Below are 23,133 nucleotides of genomic sequence, written 5' to 3' on the forward strand. Positions count from 1 at the left end.
CGCCTACCCTCGCGCGCATGCCGATCGGCGCCAACCAACGCCGATCCGGCCGATCCGAATTTCCCCAGGAGCGCAAATGGATAGCAACACCCCCGCACTGTTCGACACCGACATCTGGCGCGGCAAGATCTTCAACGGAAGCTGGCACGCGAGCCCGCACGCGGCCGACGTAATCGAACCGGCGACCGGCAACGCGCTCGGCCGCATCGGCGTCGCCGACGCCGCAGCCATCGGCGAAGCATCAGCGACCGCCCACCGCGCCCAGCCCGCGTGGTTCGCCCTCCCCTACGACGAGCGCGCAGCCGTCCTGCGCCGCGCCGCAGCCATCGCCGAAACGCACGCCGACGCGATCGTCGACTGGCTCGTGCGCGAAAGCGGCTCGACCCGCGCAAAAGCTTCCTTCGAAACCGCCATCACCATCAAGGCACTGCACGAAGCCGCCAGCCTGCCATCACGCGCAGCCGGCGAAGTGCTCCCGTCCGCGGCCGGCCGCCTGTCGCTCGCGCGCCGCCGTCCGCGCGGCGTGGTCGGCGTGATCTCGCCGTTCAACTTCCCGCTGTACCTCGCGATGCGCGCGGTCGCGCCGGCGCTCGCACTCGGCAACGCGGTCGTGCTGAAGCCCGATCCGCGCACCGCCGTGTGCGGTGGCGTCGCGATCGCGCGCGTGTTCGAGCTTGCCGGCTTGCCCGAAGGCGTGCTGCACATGCTGCCCGGGGACGGCGCGGCCGGCGCGGCACTGGTCGCCGATCCACACGTCGCGATGATCCAGTTCACCGGCTCCACCGCGGCCGGGCGCAAGGTCGGCGAAGCGGCGGGCCGCCATCTGAAGAAGGTGTCGCTCGAACTCGGCGGCAAGAATTCGCTGATCGTGCTCGACGATGCCGACCTCGACCGCGCGGTCGCGAACACCGCATGGGGCGCGTATCTGCATCAAGGCCAGATCTGCATGGCGACCGGCCGCGTGCTCGTGCAGCGCGCGATTCACGACCGCTTCGTCGCGAAGCTCGTCGACAAGGCGCGCAGCCTGCGCGTCGGCGACCCGGCCACCGGCGACGTCGGCCTCGGCCCGCTGATCAACGCCGCGCAACGCGACCATGCGGCGAGCGTGGTCGACGCGGCCCGCCGCGCGGGCGCACGCGTCGAGACGGGCGGCAATCATCGCGACCTGTTCTTCGAGCCGACCGTGCTGAGCGGCGTCGCGCCGGGCAATCCGGCGTTCGACGAGGAAATCTTCGGGCCGGTCGCGATCGTCGTGCCGTTCGATACCGACGAGGACGCGATCGCGCTCGCGAACCGGACCGAATACGGGCTGTCGATGGCGATCCTGTCCGCCGACGTCGGCCGCGCGCTGCGGATCGGCGAGCGCTTGAACACGGGGCTGCTGCACATCAACGACCAGACGGTCAACGACGAAGTGATCAACCCGTTCGGCGGCGTCGGCGCATCGGGCAATGGCTCGAGCATCGGCGGTGCGGCAAACTGGGAGGAATTCACGCAGTGGCAGTGGCTAACGATCAAGGGCGAAGCGCCGCCGTATCCGATTTGACGAGGAGACCGACCATGTACACCGACAACGATACACGCGCCGTCACCGCGGCCGTCGCGCGCGCCGCCGGCGCGCCGTTCTCGATCGAATCCGCCCGGATCCGCGCGCCGCGCGGCGACGAGGTGCTGGTGCGCGTCGTCGCGACCGGCTTGTGCCATACCGACCTGATCGTGCGCGACCAGTACTATCCGGTGCCGCTGCCGGCCGTGCTCGGTCACGAAGGCGCCGGCGTGGTCGAGGCGGTCGGCCCGAACGTGAAGACGCTCGCCGCGGGCGACCACGTCGTGCTGACCTACGGCGCGTGCGGTCACTGCACGTCGTGCGTCGGCGGTCACGGCGCGTATTGCCGGCAGTTCTTCGCGCTGAACTTCGGCGGCGCCGACGCCGACGGGCAAACCGCGCTTCGTGACGCATCCGGCCAACCGCTGCACGATCATTTCTTCGCGCAGTCGTCGTTCGCGAGCTACGCGCTCGCCCGCGAGAACAACGCGATCAAGGTGCCGAAGGAGGCGCCGCTCGAGCTGCTCGGCCCGCTCGGCTGCGGGATCCAGACCGGCGCGGGCGCGGTGATCAATTCGCTCGCGGTGCGCACCGGCAGCAGCTTCGCGAGCTTCGGCGCGGGCGCGGTCGGCATGAGCGCCGTGATGGCCGCGCGCATCGCGGGCGCCACCACGATCATCGCCGTCGACATCGTGCCGTCGCGGCTCGCGCTGGCGCTCGAACTCGGCGCGACGCACGCGCTCAACAGCCGGGAAGTCGACGTCGTCGACGCGATCCGCGAGATCACCGGTGGCGGCGTCGACTACGCGCTCGAATCGACCGGGCTGCCGGCCGTGCTGTCGCAAGGAATCGACGCGCTGGGCTCGCGCGGCACGATGGGCGTGGTCGGCGCGCCGAAGCTCGGCACCAGGGCCGAATTCGACGTGAACAGCCTGCTGCTCGGCGGCCACACGATCCGCGGCATCGTCGAAGGCGACAGCGTGCCGCAGACGTTCATTCCGCAGCTCGTCCAACTGCACCTGCAGGGCCGGTTTCCGTTCGACCGGCTGGTGAAGTTCTATTCGCTCGAGCAGATCAACCAGGCCGCCGAGGACAGCAGCAAAGGCATCACGCTCAAGCCGATCCTGCGGTTGCCGCACTAGGCGCGGGGCGTCGCGGGCCGTCCGCCGATGCCAGGCGGCGCCACGCGGCGAGCGACCTTGCCGGGCACGAAAATGCCCGGCTTCGGGCAGCGGGCTATATTACGCATTCGCGCGACACGCCGGGCCGGCACGCCCGGCCCGACCATTCGACCTCACATGGAGCGCAGCGTGAACATGGCCCCTGAATCCCCTGCACGGCCGGTCGACCTCGACCGGCTCCGCGCCCGCTTCGCCGCGGGCGAGCCGCTGCCGGAAACGGCGTTGCCGGCCAGCGTCGCACGCTCGTGGCTGCGCTCGCGCGACGCCGGGCTGCAGCCCTGGCAAACCGCCCGCTATGAAATGCAGCGCGAGCGCGACGAATCGCGCGCGGACCGGCGGCTCGCCCGCTGCGTCGCGCAGGAGATCGAGCCGCTGTGGGCCGCATTCGGCGGCACCGAATGGACGATCATGTGCGTCAATCCGCACGGCACGATCGTCCATGCGCGGCGCAGTCCGCAATGCGACGACGCGCTGCTGACACCGATCGTCGCCGGACGCCGGATCGTCGAGCCGAACGTCGGCACGACCGCGCCGAGCTGCGTGATCCACGACGGCGCCGAGGCCATCGTCGCGGGCGCGCAGCATTATCTCCACGAGTTGTCGCGGGTGTTCTGCCTCGCGGTGCCGCTGGTGGGTTTCGACGGTGAAGTGATCGGTGCGCTCGACATCACCGGCGTCGGCCGGCGCAACGTCGTGCAGTTGCGCGAACAGTTCCGGCACGCGGCGCTGTCCGCCGAGCAGCGGCTCTACGCGATGTTGCGTGACTGCTATTTGCTGCAGGTCCAGCATGACGCGCGCTGGCTCGGCACGCCGCTCGCCGGCGTCATCGCGCTCGACGAAGCGGGCCGCGTGCGCGCGGTGAGCCGCCTGGCGCGCCAGATGCTCGACCTCGCGCCCGCCGGGCCGGTGGCCCCGTACGATCTTCGGCAACTGTTTCCCGGCGCGACGCCCGCGCAGCAGCGCCGCTTGCTGACACCGGCGCGCACGCCGCAGCGGATCGCGCGCGACGATGGTAGCCATGTATGGGTGCGCACCGTGCGTGCACCGCTCGACCGGGCGACGACGGCGCGCCACGCCGACGTGCTGGAAGACGCCGCCGACGTGTGCCGCACCGCATCGGCCGCGGGCGCTCAGGCGAGCCTGCACGAACAGTCGCTCGACGCGATCCGGCGGACGCTCGCCGAGCACGACGGCAACGTGTCGGCGGCCGCGCGGCAGCTCGGCATTTCCCGCACGACACTGTATGCGAAGCTCAGGCAGCTCGATGCGGCGGGAATCGGGTACGACGGGTCGCATTGACGGTTCGCGATAGCGGGCCGTGTGGCTGGCGATGGCGCTAAGCGACGCCCGCCGCTCATGCAACTGCAAAGCTGGCCGCGCGAGCCCGGCCGACAACGCACCGACCACGCCGCCGAAGGAGCCGATCCACGGTCGCCCGAACTCGCCGACTGCGATCATCGAATGCGGGTGCGTCGGCACCAGGACGCTGCCGCAGCGTGTCGGCCGACAGCACGGCGGCGACGACGCCTACTCCCGCCACGTCGCGTCCGCGAGCTTCGCCACCAGTTCGTCGTACACCACCCGGATACGCCTGGGCATCGGGCCGCGCCGCGGCCGATAGACGTGCAGCTTCCACGGCTCGGGTTCGAGGCTCGGCAACACCCGCACGAGGCGCCCCTTCCTGACGTACGGCCGCACCAGATACTCCGCGCACTGGCCGACCCCGACGCCCGCGCACACGGCCTCGATCTCCACCTCGGTGTCGTCGGTCAGGTAAGCCGGCGAAGGCGGCACGAACTGCTGCTCGCCGCGAAACATCCACGGCCACGGACGCCCGCTCGCGCGGTCGATCAGGCAGGTCACCGGCATCGCTTCGAGCGCCTTGCGGTTTTTCGGCTCGCCCAGCCGCCGGATCAGCGCCGGCGCGGCCACCACCCACATCGGCAACGGCCCGACCATGCGCGCGACGAAGCGGTTGTCGCCGATCGCGCCGACGCGCACGCCGATGTCGATCTGCTCGTCGACCACCGGCGACGGCACGTCCGACAGCCGCAGATCGGGCACGAGCCCCGGATACCGCTGCATGAGGCCGGTGAGGATCGGCTGCACGTAATGCCGCCCCATGCCCGACGGCGCGGTGATCCGGACGACGCCGACCGGTTCGTCGCGCTGACCGGTCGCCGGCCCGAACAGCCCGTCGACGACGGCCAGCGCGCCCTGCACCTCGCGCGCGAACGACTGCCCGAACGCGGTGATCCGGATGCTGCGGGTCGTCCGGTGAAACAGCGTTTCGCCGAGCATTTCCTCCAGCTCGCGCACCGCGCGCGTGACGACCTGCGGCGACACGCCGAGCCGCGCGGCCGCCTCGCGAAACGTCGGCGCGGTGGCAGCCGCGGCAAAGATCTTCAGGATGTCGAGGCGATTGGGCATGGGAAGCCTTTATGATGCTCGCGAAAAAGCGATTTTAATTCCTCAAAAAGGAATTCTAAATGCGCCATTGTTCCATTTTTTTGTCGCCGCCGAGCGACCACAATGCGCATCAGACGTCGCTTCGACGCAACGGGTCAACCACCACGGAGAAACGCATCATGAACGCAAGCAAGCACGCTGCCCCACTTGAAGGCCGCATCGCGCTGGTGACGGGCGCCAGTTCCGGCATCGGCCGCGCGTCGGCGCTCGAACTCGCGCGCCGCGGCGCGAAGGTCGTCGTCAGTGCACGACGCAAGGCCGAACTCGATCGGCTGGTCGACGAGATCGCGACCGCCGGCGGCAACGCGACAGCCTTTGCCGCGGATGTCGCGAACGAAGCCGAGCTCCGCCAGTTGTTCGATTTCGCGGAGTCGACCCACGGACGCCTCGACATCGCGTTCAACAATGCGGGCACGGAAGGCGTGTTCGCACCGATGCTCGAGCAGGACGCGGAAAGCTACGACCGCGTATTCGAGCCGAACGTGCGCGGGGTCTTCAATTCAATGAAGTTCGCCGCTGAAATCATGCTGCGTCAGGGCAAGGGCAGCATCATCAACAATGCGTCGATGGGCGGCGTCATCGGCTTCGAGAACGCGTCGGTGTATATCGCGAGCAAGCACGCGGTGATCGGGATGACGAAGACGGCGTCGATCGAATGGTTCAAACGGGGCGTGCGCGTCAACGCGCTGTGCCCGGGGCTGATCGATACGCCGTTCCATCATCGCGGCATCTGGCCGTCGGAGGACGCACGGCTCGCCTTCGCCGAATCGACGCCGGCCGGCCGCTGGGCGTCGGCCGACGAGATGGCGACGGTCGTCGCGTTCCTCGCGTCGGACGATTCCAGCTATGTGTCGGGGCACGCGCTGGTGGCCGACGGCGGCTACTCGGTCGCGTGATCCATCGGGCGCGAGCCGCGCGGCGGCTTCAGGGCGCGGGGGCCGCGACCGCGGCTTCCCGTTTCGCGTGCAGCCGCAACGCGGCCCACGCGATCCCGGCCGCGAAGATCGCGACCGCGCCGCCGAAAGTGCCGATCCACGGCAGCCCGAAATCGCCCGCGATATGGTTGCCGAGCAGCGCGCCGGCGCCGATCCCGACGTTGTACAGCCCGGAGTAGATCGACACGGCCAGGTCGGTCGCCTCCGGCGCCAGCTTCAGCACCCACGCCTGCATCGCGAGCCCGAAACAGACGATCGCGCCGCCCCACACCAGCGTGTGCACGGACAGCGTGACGATGTTCAGCGCGCACGGGAACAGGATCAGCAGGCAGCCCGACAGCGCGACGATCGACGCCAGCAGGAAATCGTCGGGCCGGTGCGGATAGACGCGATTGAAGCAGACCGCGGCCGGCAGGCCGGCGACGCCGAACAGGATCAGCACGTAGGTGATCCGGCTGCTGCTCGCGTGGTTGACGCTCTGCACGAACGGTTCGATGTACGTGTACGACGTGAAGTGCGCGGACACGACGAGCACGGTGATCGCGTACAGCGCGACCAGCGCCGGCTTGCGCAGGAACACGCCGATGCTGCTCAGCGAGCCCGCGCCCTGGCTCGGCAGCGACGGCAGCGTGGCACGCAGCAACAGCAGCGCGACGCCCGCCGCGCCCGCGATGATCAGGAACGTGACGCGCCAGCCGAACGCCTCGCCGATCACGCGGCCGAGCGGAATCCCGGCCACCATCGCGATCGCCGAGCCCATCGCGAGCAGGCTGAGCGCGCGGCTTTTGCGGTCGCTCGGCGCGAGCCGCACGGCGAGCGGGACCGAAATCGACCAGAACACCGCATGCGCGCACGCGATGCCGAGCCGGCCGATCATCAGCACCGTGAAATTCCACGCGACGCCGGTCACGACGTGGCTGCCGACGAACACCAGCAGCGCGACGCTCAACAACTTGCGGCGCTCGACGTGCCGCGTGACGAACGTCAGCGGCAACGACACGACCGCGACGGCCCACGCGTAGATCGTCAGCATCAGGCCGACCGCGGTCGGCTGCATCTGCAGGCTGTCGCCGATCGCGCTCAACAGCGCGACGGGCACGAATTCGGTGGTGTTGAAGATGAAGGCAGTGAGGGCCAGGGCCAGGACGCCCCACCACGATTGCCTGGAACTGACGGCGTCCGGTGTTGCCATGCGTGGATTCGACGAGACGAGGGTTGGGGGCGCGTACGGCGCGGGCGCGGCGTGGCGCGGAAAGCCCGGCCCCGCCCGGCACATCGCCGCGATTGTACCAGCGGCGAATGGCGCGCCGCCGCCCGGCGCGGCAACGGGACATGGCGATGACACGGCTCAGCGCCGATAATGTGTCGACAGGGCATGCTTGCGGGCGATTTGCCCGACCATCATCGGGCCAGGAGGATTACATGCGCATTGAAACGTCATTTCTGTTCGATCTCGACGGCACGCTCGTCGACAGCGTCTATCAGCACGTGCTCGCGTGGAAGGAAGCACTCGATGCCGAAGGTATCGAACTGTCCGTGTGGCGCATCCACCGCAAGATCGGGATGAGCGGCGGCCTGTTCCTGAACCAGCTGCTGCGCGAGACGGCCGGCGACATCGACGCCGAACGCGTCGAGCGGCTCGCGCGGCTGCATGCGGCCGCGTATCAGCGGCTGCGCGCGCAGGTCCGGCCGCTGCCCGGCGCGCGCGAACTGCTGGCCGCGCTGTCGAATGCCGGCATCCGCTGGGCGATCGCGACCAGCGGGCGGATGGAAACGGCCGCCATCAATCTCGAGGCGCTCGGCGTCGATCCGGCGAAGAACGTCGTCGTCACGCGCGATCAGGTGAAGTACGCGAAGCCGGACCCGGACCTGTTCCTGACCGCCGCCGCGAAGCTGAACGTGCCGATCGAGCATACGGTGGTGGTCGGCGACAGTATCTGGGACATGCTCGCGGCGAGCCGCTGCCGCGCGCTCGGCGTCGGGCTGCTGGCGGGCGGGTATGGCAGCGACGAACTGGAGCGCGCCGGCGCGCTGCGCGTGTACGACGATCCGGCGGACCTGCTGTGGCATCTGGACGAGGTGGCGGCGCGGCCGTAGGCGCTACACCGTCCGCCTGACCAGCATCGTCCGGATCTCCGAAATCGCCTTGGTCGGATTCAGCCCCTTCGGGCACACGTCCGTGCAGTTCATGATCGTCCGGCAGCGGAACAGCCGGTACGGATCCTCGAGATTGTCGAGCCGCTCGGCCGTCGCGAGATCGCGCGAATCGGCGATGAAGCGGTACGCCTGCAGCAGCCCGGCGGGGCCGACGAACTTGTCCGGGTTCCACCAGTAGCTCGGACACGACGTCGAACAACACGCGCACAGGATGCATTCGTACAGCCCGTCGAGCTGGTCGCGCTCGTCCGGCGATTGCAGCCGTTCGCGCTCGGGCGGCGTCGTGTCGTTGATCAGGTATGGCCGGATCGAGTGGTACTGGTTGAAGAAGTCGGTCATGTCGACGATCAGGTCGCGCACCACCGGCAGCCCCGGCAACGGCCGCAGCACGATCTCGCGCGGCAGCGTCTGCATGTTGGTCAGGCACGCGAGGCCGTTCTTGCCGTTGATGTTCATCGCATCCGACCCGCAGATGCCTTCACGGCAGGAGCGCCGGTACGACAGCGTCTCGTCGTCGCATTTCACGCGGCCGAGCACGTCGAGCAGCATGCGGTCGTCCGGGTTCACGTCGATCTCGAAGCGCTGCATGTAAGGCGCCGTGTCGCGATCGGGGTCGTAGCGGTAGATATGCAGGGTGCGCGGATCGCTCATCGATTCCTCCCGGCGCGGGCCGGCATGGGTTCACGGGGTGCTGCGCAAGTGCTGTCGCGGCACACGGCGCCGCAAGCGCCATGCCGGTCAGTCGTCGTCCACGCGCTTGTCGATCAGATAGCGGCCGCGCTCGACGCCCGCGCGCAGCGCCTCGACCTCGGTCAACCATTCGGGGCCGGCCGCCTCCGGCACATACAACTCGATGCGCGCGCCGTCGACGTACACCTGCACCTCGTCGCGCCATGCGCCCCGCTCGTTGGGTCGCGCCCAGACGAGAATCTCGTACCCGCGATACGGGTCCCGAACCTGTGCGTCCTGTTGATGTGGCACGGTGGCCTCCTGTCTTATCTGCGATGGCGATGCAAAAAATGCGCGCCGCATGCACGGCGCACACGCCGCGGGCCTTGCGCGCACGCGCCGTGCCCGGCCGGCACGGGGCTTGCGTCCCATTTCCGCATCGAACCGCTACCGCGCCGCACCACGCGGCGCCGGAAGGGATGCACATCATGATCAGCCACATCGAACTACTCGGACGCCTGCTGCTGGCCGCGCTGCTCGGCAGCGTGATCGGGCTCGAACGCGAGCGCCTGAACTGGGCCGCCGGGCTGCGCACGCACATGCTCGTGTGCGTCGGCTCCGCGCTCGTGATGCTGGTGTCGACGTTCGGCTTCGAGGACGTGCGCGGGCAAAACGGCGTCGTGCTCGATCCGTCGCGGGTCGCCGCGCAGGTGGTGTCCGGCATCGGCTTTCTCGGCGCGGGCTCGATCCTGCTGCGCGGCGAAGTGGTGCGCGGGCTGACGACGGCCGCGAGCCTGTGGGCCGTGGCCGGCGTCGGGCTCGCCGCGGGCGGCGGGATGGTGGTCGCGTCGATCGGCGCGACGGCGATCATGCTCGTGATCCTCGCCGGCGTGAAGCCGCTCGAGCGCCGCTTCATCGCGCAGCGCCAGCAGCGCACGCTGCTGCTCGTGGCCGAGCGCGGCGGCCTGACGCTCGGCACGCTGCACGAGGCGCTCGGCCCCGGCCGCGTGCGCGTGAAGCGGTTCATCGTCCAGCAGTCGGACGACGATCCGGATACCGACGACATCTCCGTCTCGTTCTCGCGCACGAGCGGGCCGGAATTTGCGGCGATCTGCGAAACGCTGCAACGCATCGCGTGCGTACGGACCTGTCAACCCGACACCTCGTCAAGGAGCCTCGTGTGACCCAGACCGACCTGCTCTCCTATCTCGTGACGAGCCAGCTGGCCGCGCGCATGCGCAGCGGCGCCTGGCTCACGACCAGCCAGCTGGTCGGCGCGTTGCGCGCGTGGCTCGCGTGCCAGCACGCCGAATGCGACTGGCTCGACCGGATCAGGATCGCACACGCGTCGGCGACGATCGCACAGGAGATCTACGAGATCGCGATCGCGCACGGCGATCCGCACAGCGGCGAACGCGTGCGGCTCGACGCGCATTCGCCGGAACTGCAGGCGCTGCGCGCGCGCTGCGACGCGCTGCTGCAGCGGATCGACGGCGGCCGGGACGTCGGCGCCCGATGATCGTGCCGGATCGCGCGACCCGCGCCGACGACGGCCGGCTCGACGCCGCGCCGGCGGCCGGCCCGCCGCGGCACGGCCTGCTCGAACGCGGGCGCAACTGCGACACGATCCGCGGCGCGGACCGCTTCGCGATGCTGGTCGACGGCGATGCGTACTTCTCGACGCTGCGCGCCGCGCTGCTGCGCGCGCGCCACACGGTGTTCATCGTCGGCTGGGACGTGGACAGCCGGATGCGGCTCGCGCCCGGCGGCGCCGACGACACGCTGCCCGACACGCTCGCGGCCTTCCTGCACGCGCTCGCGTCCGCCCGCCACAATCTGCGCATCTACGTGCTCGCGTGGGACTTCGCGATGATCTACGCGCTGGAGCGCGACTGGCCGCCCGTGTATCGGGCCGGCTGGCGCGCGCATCGCGGCATCCGGTTCCGGCTCGACGATGCGCATCCGCGCGGCGCGTCGCATCACCAGAAGCTCGTCGTGATCGACGACCGGCTCGCGTTCGTCGGCGGGCTCGACCTGACGCGCGCCCGCTGGGACACGCCCGCGCATGCGGCCGACGATCCGCGCCGCCGCGACGAGCACGGCATGCCGTACGGGCCGTTCCACGACGTGCACGCGATGTTCGACGGCGACGCCGCCGCCGCGATCGGCGAACAGGCGCGAGCGCGCTGGCTGCAGGCGTGCGGGCGCCCGATCGCGATCCGCGCGCAGCGGCATCTCGACCGCGCGGACGACGACGATCCGTGGCCGCCCGATGCGCGCGTCGACGTGCGCGACGTGCAGCTCGGCATCGCTTATACGGCGCCGCGTCACGGCGGCCGCGAGCCGGTGCGGCAGGTGCGCGCGCTCGTCGAGGACGCGATCCGCGCCGCGCGGCGGCACCTGTATGTCGAAAACCAGTATTTCACCGCCGCAGTGGTGCGCGAAGCGTTGTCCGCGCGCCTCGCCGACACGCACGGGCCGGACGTGACGGTCGTCGCGCCGCGCGTGCAGAGCGGCTGGCTGCAGGAAGCGACGATGGGCGTGCTGCGCGCGCGGCTGCACGCGACGCTCGCGTCGGCCGACCGCTTCGACCGCTACCGGCTGCTGTATCCGCACGTCGACGGGCTCGGCGACGGGTGCGTGAACGTGCACAGCAAGGTCGCGATCGTCGACGACGAATGCATCGTGATCGGCAGCGCGAACCTGAACAACCGCTCGATGCTGCTCGACACCGAATGCTGCATCGCGCTCGTCGCGGCCGGCGATCCCCGCATTCGCGCCGCGATCGCCGCCATGCGCGAGCGGCTGCTGGCCGAGCATCTCGGCACGACGCCCGCGGCGGTGGCCGACGCGTTCGCGTGCGGGGAACGGCCGAACGTCGTGCTCGACCGGCTGCGCGCGAAACCCGGCCGCACGCTGCGCACGCTCGATCCGGCCGTGTCGCCGCAATTCGAAGCGCTGGTGCCGGTCAGCGCGCGGCTCGACCCGGAACAGCCGATCGAACCGGACCGGTTCATCCGCGAATTCGTGCCGCACGAACAGCATCGCACGCTCACCGCGCGCTTTTTCGTGCTCGGTGCGATCGTGCTCGCGATCGCCGCGCTGGCGCTCGCGTGGCGTTTCACGCCGCTGGGTGCGCACCTGAACGTCGCATCGCTGTCGCACGCGGTGGCCGGCATCGCGCGGCTGCCGGCCGCGCCGGTGCTCCTGCTCGCGGCCTACGTGATCGCGGCGACCTGCGCGGTGCCGATCACGCTGCTGATCGCCGCGACGGGGCTCGTGTTCGGCGCGTGGCCGGGTTTTGCGTATGCGGGCATCGGCTCGATGGCAGCGGCCGCCGCGACCTACGCGCTCGGCCGCTGGCTCGGGCGCGACGCGGTGCGCCGGCTCGCCGGCCCGCGCGCGAACCGGCTGAGCGAGCGCATCGGCCGGCGCGGCGTGGTCGCGATGGCCGTGCTGCGGCTGCTGCCGATCGCGCCATTCACCGTCGTGAACCTCGTCGCCGGCGCGTCGCACATCGGGCTGCGCGACTTCCTGATCGGCACCGCGCTCGGGATGCTGCCGGGCATCGTGCTGACCGTCACGTTCGCGCACCAGCTGACCGCCGCGCTCAGCCATCCGGGGCCCGGCGCGTTCGCATGGCTCGCGGCGATCGGCCTCGTGCTGGTCGGCGTGTCGATCCTGCTCGTGAGGATGCTGCGACGATGGCGCTGAGTGAACACGCGGCCCCGCCACCGCACGTCGTCACCGCCGACGCGGCGCCCGCCGCCGCGCCGGGCGGGCGCGACCTGCGGATCGCGACCTACAACATCCACGGCGGCTACGGTGCGTGGCCGGCGCGCGCGGTCGACCGGATCGCGGCCGTGATCGACGAACTCGACGCGGACGTGATCGCGCTGCAGGAAGTGCCGCTCGGCGGCACGCGCGCGCCCGACGTGCTCGCGCATTTGCGCGACGCGACCGGCATGCACGCGGTGGCCGGCCCGACGATCGACACGCCGGAGCGCCGCTACGGCAACGCGGTGCTGTCGCGCTGCCCGATCCGCGCGGCGCGCACGCTCGACCTGTCGTTCCACCCGCGCGAGCCGCGTGGCGCGCTCGACGCCGACATCGACTGCGGCGCGGGCACGATCCGCGTGGTCGCGACCCATCTCGGGCTGTCCGCCAGCGAACGCAGCGCGCAGGTGCAGCGGCTGCTCGCGGCGTTCGACACCGGCGCGATGCCGGTGATCCTGCTCGGCGACATCAATGAGTGGTTCGTGCGCGGCCGCGCGCTGCAGGCGCTCGTCACGCGATTCCGGCGCGCGCCGGCGCCGCGCACGTTCCCGACCGTGTGCCCGGTGTTCTCGCTGGACCGGATCTGGATCCATCCGGGCGAGCTGCTGGTCGACGTGGTCGTGCACCGCAGCGCGCGGGCGCGGCACGCGTCGGACCACTATCCGCTGGTGGCCCGGATGCGCGCGACGCCCGCGACGGGCACGGCGCTTGCGCGGTGACGCGTTTTTCGATCCGACGGAGTCAGCCCATGCGAACCGATGCCCTCGACGGAAAGGATCTCGATTACTGGTGCGCCCGCGCGTTGTGCGCCGATGACGAAGACACGCTGCGCTTCACGGCGGTCGCGCCGACCGTCGTCGTGACGGCCGCGTGCGACGCGTTCCGGCATCTCGACGCGCCGTTCGCGCCTTCGGCGTCGTGGGCCGACGCGGGCGCGGTGCTCGATCGCGTGGAGGATCTGCGGATCGCCCGCCATGGGAACGACGTCGAATGCGACGCGACCTTCGTCGACGGCCCGTCGACGTGCGGCGCGCATGGCCGCGATGCGCGCGTGGCGCTGCTGCGCGCGTTCGTGCGTGCGCGCTTCGGCGACGAGGTGGACGCGCCGCCGTCGTTCCCGCACCGGATCGAACATGGCGCGGTGGTGCGGTATGACCCGGGTGTGCCGATTCCTACTTCGGACGACGATCCGGCGACGGGCGACAGTTCGGATATTCGGTCGATTCCGCGCATGTAAGTGCAAGCGCGTGCCCGGCAATCATGTAAAAACGGCAGCCCCTTCAAGCCGGCCTCCCGCACACACCGTGCTCCGCAGGCGATCCGGCAGCAGGCACGCAGGTTGCGACGCACCGGCGTTACCGCTCGCCGCCACCCGCCCGCGCCACGCCATGGACTCCACACCACCGTTCGCTCCGCACCTCTACTTCTGCGACGCCCGCCTCGTCGGGCCGCTCGACGTATGGCCGCAAACCTTCGCGCATATCGCCGGGATGGGCTTCGATCACGTGCTGGTCGGCGCGTTCTGGGCCGCGAGCGTCGCCGGCTTCCCGCGCCACGTGGCCGATTTCCGGCGGCCGGCCCAGTCGTTCGACACGCGCGCAAGCGCGCTCGAAACCTTCTCGCGGCTCGCGCAGCTCGCGAAAGGCCACGGGCTGCGCCTGCTGCTCGAAGTCGTGCCCGATCGCATCGCGCGCGAGAACCCGCTGCGCGCCGAGCATCCGGACTGGTACGTCGAGCGCACGCACGACGACGCGCTGATCGATCCGCGCGGCACCGCGCACGCGCTGGACATCGCGCATGCAAACGCCGGCGACGAAGCGGTGCGCGACGCGCTGTCCGCGTGGTGGTGCACGCATCTCGCGACGTTCGCCGATGCGGGCGCGGCCGGCTTCCTGATCGACGCGCCGCATCATCTGCCGGCCGACTGGTGGCCGGGCTGGCGCGCGGCGCTGCGCCGTGCGCGCCCGGACGTCGCGGTGCTCGCCGGGGTGCCCGGCCATGCGCGCGACGCGCTCGCGCAGCTCGAAGCCGCCGGATTCGACGCGGTGTTTTCATCGGTGCGCTGGTGGGACCTGCGCGCGCCGTGGTTCGCGGACGAGCACCGGCTGCTGCGGCGCATCGGCGCGCCGATCGCGTTTCCCGATGCGCCCGACGGCCCGCGCCTGGCCGACGACTGGCCCGACGCGCCGGACGACACCGTCGCCCGCGCGTATCGCCGCGCGCTGTGGACGGCCGCGGCCGTCGGCACCGGCTGGCTCGTGCCGATGGGCTTCGAGCGCGGCGTGACGGTCCCGCTGATGGCGCGCGACGCGGATGCCGCGCGCTACCGCGCCGCATTCGAGCACGCCCGTTTCGATCTGTCGGCCGCGCTCGCCGATGCGAACGCATGGCGCCGCGCCACGCCCGTCGCGGCGGCACGCGGCGAAATCGTGCAACTGAGCGCGCCCGGTGCGCCGGCAACCGCGCTGCTGCGCGGCACCGGCCCGTTGCTCGACCACGACGACGCGGCGTTGCTGATCGCGTTGAATCCCGATCTCGACGCGCCGGCGACCGTCGACCCCGCGACGATCCTGCCCGGCGTGCCGGGCGGCTTCACGCGCGTCGTCACGCAGGACGGCGCGCACACGCATCCGCCGGCCGCGCTCGAGCCGTTCACGCTCGCGCCCGGCGCATATGCGCTGCTGCATGCATGGCGGGCGCCGCCCGTCACGACGCGCGCGGACGCTGCACGCGAGCGCACCGTGCTGTCCGCGGCGCTCGCGGCCGACCGGATCGCGATCGAGCGCGTCGAGCCATCGGTCGACCGCGGCCGCTTCGCGATCAAGCGCGTGATCGGCGAGCCGCTCGTCGTGAGCGCGTCGATCTTCACGGACGGGCACGCGCACCTGGCAGCCGTGCTCCAGTGGCGCGGCGACGGCGACGACACCTGGCGCGAAGTGCCGTTCGAAGCCGAGCCGAACGATCGCTGGCACGCGCGCGTCATGCTCGACCAGCTCGGCCGCCATGAATTCCGCGTGATCGCATGGCGCGACGACTGGGCGTCGCTCGTCACCGACATCGCGAAAAAGCGCGCGGCCGGCCAGGACGTGACGCTGGAGGTGCGCGAAGCGCAACTGCTGCTCGCGACCGCGCTGAAGCTCGCCGATCCCGCCGATCCGCGCGCGCTCAAGCAGATGGAGCGGCTCGCCGCCGAGCTCAAGGACGCGTCGCCCGACGACCGCCTCGCGCTGATCGGCGCGCCCGCGCTCGCCGACGCATTCGCGGCGCTGCGCTACCGCCCGTTCGTCACGCACGACGCGACGACCTACCCGGTCGACGTCGAGCGCCGCAAGGCGCGCTTCTCGAGCTGGTACGAGATGTTTCCGCGCTCGGCGAGCGACGATCCGCACCGGCACGGCACGTTCGACGACGTGATCGCGCATTTGCCGCGCATCCGCGACATGGGTTTCGACGTGCTGTATTTCCCGCCGATCCACCCGATCGGCACGTCCGCGCGCAAGGGCCGCAACAACAGCCTGACCGCCGGCCCCGACGATGTCGGCAGCCCGTACGCGATCGGCTCACCCGACGGCGGCCACACGGCCGTGCATCCGCAGCTCGGCACGCTCGAGTCGTTCCGCGCGCTGGTCGACGCCGCGCGCGGGCACGGGCTCGAGATCGCGCTCGATTTCGCGATCCAGTGCTCGCCCGACCATCCGTGGCTCGCCGCGCATCCGGGCTGGTTCGCGTGGCGGCCCGATGGCTCGCTGCGCTTCGCGGAGAATCCGCCGAAGCGCTACCAGGACATCGTGAACCCCGATTTCTACGCGCCGGACGCGCTGCCCGACCTGTGGCTCGCGCTGCGCGACGCGGTGCTGTTCTGGGTCGACGCCGGCGTGCGGATCTTCCGCGTCGACAACCCGCACACGAAGCCGCTGCCGTTCTGGGCGTGGATGATCGCCGACGTGCGCGGCCGGCATCCGGACGTCGTGTTCCTGTCCGAGGCGTTTACGCGGCCGGCGATGATGTATCGCCTCGCGAAAGTCGGCTTCTCGCAGTCGTACACGTACTTCACGTGGCGCGAGTCGAAGCGCGACTTCATCGACTACCTGACCGAGCTGACGGCCGGCCCGCCGCGCGAATTCTTCCGGCCGAACTTCTTCGTCAACACGCCCGACATCAATCCGCGCCACCTGCAGAACGCGCCGCGCTCGCAGTTCGTGATCCGCGCGGCGCTCGCGGCGACGCTGGCCGGCTCGTGGGGCCTGTACTCGGGTTTCGAGCTCGGCGAATCGGCGCCGCTGCCGGACAGCGAGGAATACGCGGATGCCGAGAAATACGAGCTGCGCGCGCGCGACTGGAGCAAGGCCGCGCACATCGGCGCGGAAATCGCGCGGCTGAACCGCGCGCGGCGCGATCACCCGGCGCTGCAGACGCATCTCGGGCTCACGTTCGTCGAGGCGGACAACGATTCGGTGCTCGTGTTCATGAAGGCGACGCCCGCGTTCGACAGCGTGGTGGTCGTCGCGATCAGCCTCGACCCGTGGCATCCGCAGGCCGCGAACTTCACGCTCGACGCGGCGCTGTGGCGCGGCCTCGGGCTGGTCGACGGCGAACCGCTCGATGCGCTCGAACAGGACGCCGCGCACGCGGAAACCTGGCGCGGCCATCGCCAGTACGTCTCGCTCGATCCGCACGTGCGGCCGTACGCAATCTGGCGGCTCGCGCCGTCTCCGGGCGCCGCGCGGGCGGCGACGCCCGAACCGGATCCCGCCCGCGGCCCTTCGGGAGCGCATGCATGATGAAACGCGAAGATTCCCTCGACGACGTGCGGCGCGCGCAGTTTCCGTCGCTCGCGCCGGCCGGCACGCCGCGCCGGCGCCGCGCGCGCCGCCGCGAACCCGCGCTCTGTGCGGACGATCCGCTGTGGTACAAGGACGCGATCATCTACCAGGTGCACGTGAAGTCGTTCTACGACTCGAACAACGACGGCATCGGCGATTTCCCCGGCCTGATCGCGAAACTCGACTACATCGCGGAACTCGGCGTCGACACGATCTGGCTGCTGCCGTTCTATCCGTCGCCGCGCCGCGACGACGGCTACGACATCGCCGACTATCGCGACGTGCATCCCGACTACGGCACGCTGGCCGACGTGCGGCGCTTCATCCGCGAAGCGCATGCGCGCGGCATCCGCGTGATCGCCGAACTCGTGATCAACCACACGTCGGACCAGCATCCGTGGTTCCAGCGCGCGCGCCGCGCGAAGCCGGGCTCCACGCATCGCGACTACTACGTGTGGTCCGACACCGACACGAAATACGCGGGCACGCGGATCATCTTTCTGGATACCGAAACGTCGAACTGGACCCACGACCCGGTGGCCGGCCAGTATTACTGGCACCGCTTCTATTCGCACCAGCCCGACCTGAACTTCGACAACCCGGCCGTCGTGCGCGAAGTGATCCAGGTGATGCGCTTCTGGCTCGACCTCGGCATCGACGGGCTGCGGCTCGACGCGGTGCCGTACCTGGTCGAGCGCGAAGGCACCAACAACGAGAACCTGCCGGAGACGCACGCGATCCTGAAGCGGATCCGCGCGACGATCGACGCCGAGTACCCGAACCGGATGCTGCTCGCGGAGGCGAACCAGTGGCCGGAAGACGTGCAGGAATACTTCGGCAACGAGGACGAATGCCACATGGCGTTCCACTTCCCGCTGATGCCGCGCATCTACATGTCGATCGCGAGCGAGGATCGCTTCCCGATCGTCGACATCATGCGGCAGACCCCGGCGCTCGCGCCGAGCAACCAGTGGGCCGTGTTCCTGCGCAATCACGACGAGCTGACGCTCGAGATGGTCACCGATTCGGAGCGCGACCTACTGTGGCAGACCTACGCGAGCGACCGGCGCGCGCGGCTGAACCTCGGGATCCGGCGCCGGCTCGCGCCGCTGATGGAGCGCGACCGGCGCCGCATCGAGCTGATCAATTCGCTGCTGCTGTCGATGCCGGGCACGCCGGTGATCTATTACGGCGACGAGCTCGGGATGGGCGACAACATCCACCTCGGCGACCGCGACGGCGTGCGCACGCCGATGCAGTGGTCGTCGGACCGCAACGGCGGCTTCTCGCGCGCCGACCCCGAACTGCTCGTGCTGCCGCCGGTGATGGGCTCGCTGTACGGCTATGACGCGATCAACGTCGAGGCGCAGACGCGCGATCCGCATTCGCTGCTGAACTGGACGCGCCGCATTCTCGCGACGCGCCGCGCGTCGCAGGCGTTCGGGCGCGGCACGATCCGCTTCCTGCGCCCGGAGAACCGCAAGGTACTCGCGTACCTGCGCGAACTCGACGGCCACGAGCCGGTGCTGTGCGTCGCGAACCTGTCGCGCGCGTCGCAAGCGGTGGAACTCGACCTGTCCGAATTCGCGGGCCGCGTGCCGATCGAGATGACGTCCGATTCGCCGTTTCCGCCGATCGGCCAGCTCCCGTATCTCCTCACCTTCCCGCCGTACGGGTTCCTGTGGTTCGTGCTCGCCGAGCACGGCCGCGAGCCGTCGTGGCGGCAGCCGCACGCGGAGCCGCTGCCCGAATACGTGACGCTGGTGATGCGGCGCGGCGATACGCGGCCGGACGTCTCGCAGCTGCACGCGCTCGCGCACGACGCGCTCGCGTCGTGGCTCGCGCGGCGGCGCTGGTTCGCGTCGAAGGATCGCAAGATCGGCGACGCGTGGCTGAACGTCGTCACGCCGATTCCGGACGAGCCGTTCCAGTACGCGGAGGCGTGGGTGTCGGCGAGCGACGGCGGCGCAGAACGCTACGTCGTGCCGCTCGCGGCCGCGTGGGGCGGCGAGACGTCCAATCCGCTGTTCACGCAGCTCGCGCTGGCGCGCGTGCGGCGCGGCCATACGGTCGGCTACCTGACCGACGCGTTCGCGCTGCCGGCGTTCGCGCGCGGGATGCTGCGCAAGCTGCGCGTCGGCGCGACGGTGCTCACGTCCGACGGCGGCCGGCTCACCTTTCTGCCGGAAGACGCACTTGCCGGGCTCGACCCGGGCGACGACGCGGAAGTGCGCTGGCTCGCGGCCGAGCAGAGCAACAGCTCGCTCGTGATCGGCGACACGATCGTGCTGAAACTGGTGCGCAAGGTCGCGCACGGCATTCACCCGGAAGCGGAAATGAGCCGGCACCTGACGCGCATCGGCTATGCGAACACCGCGACGCTGGCCGGCGAGGTCGTGCACGTCGATCCGGACGGCACGCCGCACACGGTCGCGATCCTGCAGCGCTATGTCGACAACCAGGGCGACGCATGGACGCGTTCGTTCGATTTCCTGCGCCGCGCGATCGACGAGCTCGCGCTGCCGGCCGCGGACGAAGGCGAGGCGGCCGAAACGGGCGAGGAACCCGATGCGCTGCTCGGCTATGCGGCGTTCGCGGGCATCATCGGTACGCGGCTCGGCCAGTTGCACGTCGCGCTCGCGCAGCCGTCCGACGATCCCGCGTTCGCGCCGGAGCGCGCGACGCCCGAACACGTCGACAGCTGGTGCGTCGATGCGATCGCGTCGTTCGAGCGCGCGCTCGACGTGCTGCGCACGCGGCTCGACGCGCTCGATCCGACCACCCGCGCGTCGGCCGATGCGCTGCTCGCGTCGCGCGACGCGGCCGTGCAGGCGCTCGGCGAACTCGTGCCGCGCACGCTCGATGCGCAATGCACGCGGATTCACGGCGATTTTCATCTGGGCCAGGTGCTCGACGTGCAGGGCGACGCGCTGCTGATCGACTTCGAAGGCGAACCGGCGCGCCCGCTCGAGCGGCGTCGCGCGAAATCGCATCCGCTGCGCGACGTGGCCGGCTTGCTGCGCTCGCTGTCGTACGTGAGCGCGACCGCGCAGTTCGCGATCGAAAAAGCGCCGCCGCAGGCCGCCGGCCGCAAGCGCGCGCTGTTCGACCGCTTCGGGCAGGCGGCCGCCGACCGCTTCGTCGAATGCTATCGCGCGGCGGCCGACCTCGCGCCCGCGCGCTTCGTCGATCCGTACTATGCGGACCGCCTGCTCGCGCTGTTCCTGATCGACAAGGCGTCGTACGAGCTGTGCTACGAAGCCGCGAACCGGCCCGACTGGCTGAGCGTGCCGGTCGGCGGGCTCGCGGCGCTGGTCGACCGCCTGCTCGGCGACGGCGTGCTGCCCGACGACGGAGGAAACCCATGACCGACACGCTGTTCGCGCGCGCCGACATCGACGCGCTGCTCGCCGGCCGCCATCCCGACCCGTTCGCGTGCCTCGGCCCGCACGAACAGGATGACCGGATCGTCGTGCGGGCGTTGCTGCCCGGCGCCGAGCGCGTGCGCGCGCTGTCGCCGGACGGCGCCGAACTCGGCACGCTCGCGTGCGTCGATCGCGCCGGCTGCTTCGCGGGGACCATTGCGCACAATGGCGGCACGCCGCACTATCTGCTCTCGATCGACTGGCCGGATGCGCATCAGGTGACCGACGATGCGTACGCGTTCGGCACGCTGCTCGACGAAGCAGCGCTGGCGCGTTTTTCGGCCGGCGATCCCGAAGCCGTGCTCGACTGCCTCGGCGCGACGCCGGTGCGCATCGACGACACCGACGGCGTGCGGTTCGCGGTGTGGGCGCCGAACGCGCAGCGCGTGTCGGTGGTCGGCGATTTCAACGCGTGGGACGGCCGCCGCCATCCGATGCGGCTGCGGCGGCCGTCCGGCGTGTGGGAGCTGTTCGTGCCGGGTATCGGCGCGGGCGAGCGCTACAAGTACGAGCTGTGCGCGGCCGACGGGCGCGTGCTGCCGCACAAGGCCGATCCGTGCGCACGGGCGACCGAGGCGCCGCCGCGCACGGCGTCGGTGGTCGCCGACGTCGCGGCGCTTCACGCGTTCGCCTGGCACGACGACGGCTGGATGCATGCGCGGCCGCGCGTCGACCGCTACCGCGTGCCGTGGTCGATCTACGAGGTCCATCCGGAGTCGTGGCAGCGCATTCCCGAGCAGATGGACCGCAGCGCGACGTGGGACGAACTCGCCGAGCGGCTGATTCCGTACGTGAAGGGGATGGGCTTCACGCACGTCGAGTTCATGCCGATCGCGGAATACCCGTTCGGCGGCTCGTGGGGCTACCAGCCGCTCGCGCAGTTCGCGCCGTCCGCGCGCTTCGGGCCGGTCGACGGCTTCGCGCGGTTCGTCGACCGCGCGCACGCGGCCGGCATCGGCGTGCTCGTCGACTGGGTGCCCGCGCATTTCCCGAACGACGCGCACGGGCTCGCGCAATTCGACGGCAGCGCGCTGTACGAGCACGCCGATCCGCGCGAGGGCATGCATCCCGACTGGAACACCTGCGTGTTCAACGTCGGGCGCACCGAGGTCAGCGCGTTCCTCGTCGCCTCCGCGCTCGCGTGGGCGCGCCGCTATCACGTCGACGGCATCCGCGTCGACGCGGTCGCGTCGATGCTGTATCGCGACTATTCGCGCAAGGAAGGCGAATGGGTGCCGAACGTGTACGGCGGCCGCGAGAACCTCGAATCGGTCGCGTTCCTGCGCCGGCTGAACGACACGCTGCACGGTGACGCCGCGCCGGCCGGCGTCGTCACCGTCGCGGAGGAATCGACCGCGTGGCCGGGCGTCACCGCGTCGACCGGCGACGGCGGGCTCGGCTTCGACTTCAAGTGGAACATGGGCTGGATGCACGACACGCTCGCGTACCTGCACGAAGACCCGATCCATCGCCGCTACCACCACGACCGGATGACGTTCGGGCTCGTGTACGCGTTCTCCGAACGCTTCGTGCTGCCGCTGTCGCACGACGAGGTCGTGCACGGCAAGGGCTCGCTCGTCGCGAAGATGCCGGGCGACGCGTGGCAGCGGCTCGCGACGCTGCGCGCGTATTTCGGCTTCATGTGGGCCCACCCCGGCAAGAAGCTGCTGTTCATGGGCAGCGAATTCGCGCAGTGGAGCGAGTTCGCGCACGATGCGACGCCGCACTGGGACTTGCTCGACGCGCCCGCGCATCGCGGCGTGCAGCGGCTCGTGCGCGATCTCAACCGCGCGTACGCGGCCGAGCCGGCGCTGCATGCGCTCGACTGTCACGCGGCCGGCTTCTCCTGGCTGATCGGCGACGATCGCGACAACAGCGTGTTCGCGTTCGCGCGCCGCGACGATGCGGGGCGCCTGGTCGTCGCCGTCTGCAACTTCACGCCCGTGCCGCGCAGTGGCTACCGCCTCGGGCTGCCCGCGCCCGGTCAGTGGCGCGAACTGATGAACACCGATGCCGCGTCGTACGGCGGCACCAACGCCGGCAACGACGGCGCCGTGTGGGCCGAAGCCGTGCCCGCGCACGGCGAGGCGTGGTCGGCGACCTTGCGCCTGCCACCGCTCGCGACACTGTGGTTGACGCCCGCTTGACTCC

At 70.6% G+C, this 23,133-nt stretch carries 17 protein-coding genes; 13 read left to right on the forward strand and 4 right to left on the reverse strand.

Features of this window, described 5'->3' with window-relative positions; all coding sequences use genetic code 11:
- The first annotated feature begins 76 nt into the window (after positions 1-76).
- The 3 genes from H0X90_RS33760 to H0X90_RS33770 all read left to right on the forward strand — a co-directional run bounded on the left by H0X90_RS33760 (position 77) and on the right by H0X90_RS33770 (position 4,026).
- Positions 77-1,546, forward strand: coding sequence for a benzaldehyde dehydrogenase (locus tag H0X90_RS33760; RefSeq protein WP_077057032.1), 1,470 nt, complete (start codon positions 77-79; stop codon positions 1,544-1,546).
- Positions 1,547-1,560: 14 nt separating this feature from the next.
- Positions 1,561-2,688, forward strand: coding sequence for an NAD(P)-dependent alcohol dehydrogenase (locus H0X90_RS33765; protein ID WP_034203610.1), 1,128 nt, complete (start codon positions 1,561-1,563; stop codon positions 2,686-2,688).
- A 174-nt stretch (positions 2,689-2,862) separates the two neighbouring features.
- On the forward strand, positions 2,863-4,026 hold the full coding sequence (locus H0X90_RS33770) for a helix-turn-helix domain-containing protein (protein ID WP_230877727.1): 1,164 nt from the start codon (positions 2,863-2,865) through the stop codon (positions 4,024-4,026).
- A 228-nt stretch (positions 4,027-4,254) separates the two neighbouring features.
- On the opposite strand, the gene H0X90_RS33775 is transcribed toward H0X90_RS33770, so the two are convergent.
- Positions 4,255-5,157: a LysR family transcriptional regulator gene (locus tag H0X90_RS33775; protein WP_077189931.1), complete on the reverse strand. Its 903-nt coding sequence runs from the start codon at positions 5,155-5,157 to the stop codon at positions 4,255-4,257.
- Between the two features lie 158 nt (positions 5,158-5,315).
- Between H0X90_RS33775 and H0X90_RS33780 the strand changes: the two genes are divergently transcribed.
- Positions 5,316-6,092: an SDR family NAD(P)-dependent oxidoreductase gene (locus H0X90_RS33780; RefSeq protein ID WP_077189930.1), complete on the forward strand. Its 777-nt coding sequence runs from the start codon at positions 5,316-5,318 to the stop codon at positions 6,090-6,092.
- 28 nt (positions 6,093-6,120) lie between these two features.
- Here the strand turns inward: H0X90_RS33780 and H0X90_RS33785 are convergent, their stop codons facing one another.
- Complete coding sequence (locus H0X90_RS33785; protein WP_048987155.1) at positions 6,121-7,323, reverse strand: sugar transporter; 1,203 nt, start codon at positions 7,321-7,323, stop codon at positions 6,121-6,123.
- 230 nt (positions 7,324-7,553) lie between these two features.
- Between H0X90_RS33785 and H0X90_RS33790 the strand changes: the two genes are divergently transcribed.
- Complete coding sequence (locus H0X90_RS33790) at positions 7,554-8,228, forward strand: HAD family hydrolase (protein WP_006498299.1); 675 nt, start codon at positions 7,554-7,556, stop codon at positions 8,226-8,228.
- Positions 8,229-8,231: 3 nt separating this feature from the next.
- Here H0X90_RS33790 and H0X90_RS33795 read toward each other — a convergent pair whose 3' ends face one another.
- Together H0X90_RS33795 and H0X90_RS33800 are read right to left on the reverse strand one after the other, a co-directional pair.
- Positions 8,232-8,939 (reverse strand): succinate dehydrogenase/fumarate reductase iron-sulfur subunit, encoded by a 708-nt coding sequence (locus H0X90_RS33795; RefSeq protein ID WP_060267217.1) that lies wholly within the window; start codon positions 8,937-8,939, stop codon positions 8,232-8,234.
- An 87-nt stretch (positions 8,940-9,026) separates the two neighbouring features.
- Positions 9,027-9,269: a DUF6566 family protein gene (locus tag H0X90_RS33800; protein ID WP_006498301.1), complete on the reverse strand. Its 243-nt coding sequence runs from the start codon at positions 9,267-9,269 to the stop codon at positions 9,027-9,029.
- A gap of 176 nt (positions 9,270-9,445) precedes the next feature.
- Here H0X90_RS33800 and H0X90_RS33805 point away from each other — a divergent pair, with 176 nt between their 5' ends.
- From H0X90_RS33805 to glgB, 8 genes are all read left to right on the forward strand, one after another.
- Entirely contained in the window at positions 9,446-10,141 is a 696-nt protein-coding gene (locus H0X90_RS33805) for an MgtC/SapB family protein (RefSeq protein WP_034204034.1), read from the forward strand.
- Entirely contained in the window at positions 10,138-10,476 is a 339-nt protein-coding gene (locus H0X90_RS33810; protein WP_006498303.1) for a hypothetical protein, read from the forward strand. Before H0X90_RS33805 ends, H0X90_RS33810 begins: the two co-directional genes overlap by 4 nt.
- A complete protein-coding gene (locus tag H0X90_RS33815; protein WP_059722895.1) occupies positions 10,473-12,671 on the forward strand; it encodes a VTT domain-containing protein in 2,199 nt (732 codons plus the stop codon). The genes H0X90_RS33810 and H0X90_RS33815 overlap by 4 nt, the downstream gene beginning before the upstream one ends.
- Positions 12,662-13,453, forward strand: a complete 792-nt coding sequence (locus H0X90_RS33820; protein WP_006498305.1) for an endonuclease/exonuclease/phosphatase family protein — start codon at positions 12,662-12,664, stop codon at positions 13,451-13,453. Before H0X90_RS33815 ends, H0X90_RS33820 begins: the two co-directional genes overlap by 10 nt.
- Positions 13,454-13,482: 29 nt before the next feature.
- Positions 13,483-13,971: a phage protein NinX family protein gene (locus H0X90_RS33825; RefSeq protein ID WP_034203618.1), complete on the forward strand. Its 489-nt coding sequence runs from the start codon at positions 13,483-13,485 to the stop codon at positions 13,969-13,971.
- 151 nt (positions 13,972-14,122) lie between these two features.
- On the forward strand, positions 14,123-17,515 hold the full coding sequence (locus H0X90_RS33830) for a maltotransferase domain-containing protein (RefSeq protein WP_077189929.1): 3,393 nt from the start codon (positions 14,123-14,125) through the stop codon (positions 17,513-17,515).
- Positions 17,515-20,925: a maltose alpha-D-glucosyltransferase gene (gene treS / locus H0X90_RS33835; protein WP_069353846.1), complete on the forward strand. Its 3,411-nt coding sequence runs from the start codon at positions 17,515-17,517 to the stop codon at positions 20,923-20,925. The genes H0X90_RS33830 and treS overlap by 1 nt, the downstream gene beginning before the upstream one ends.
- A complete protein-coding gene (gene glgB / locus H0X90_RS33840; RefSeq protein WP_077189928.1) occupies positions 20,922-23,129 on the forward strand; it encodes a 1,4-alpha-glucan branching protein GlgB in 2,208 nt (735 codons plus the stop codon). The genes treS and glgB overlap by 4 nt, the downstream gene beginning before the upstream one ends.
- Positions 23,130-23,133 lie beyond the last annotated feature (4 nt).

The sequence above is a fragment of the Burkholderia sp. 9775_39 genome (genome assembly GCF_015712225.1).
Lineage (GTDB): Bacteria > Pseudomonadota > Gammaproteobacteria > Burkholderiales > Burkholderiaceae > Burkholderia > Burkholderia cenocepacia.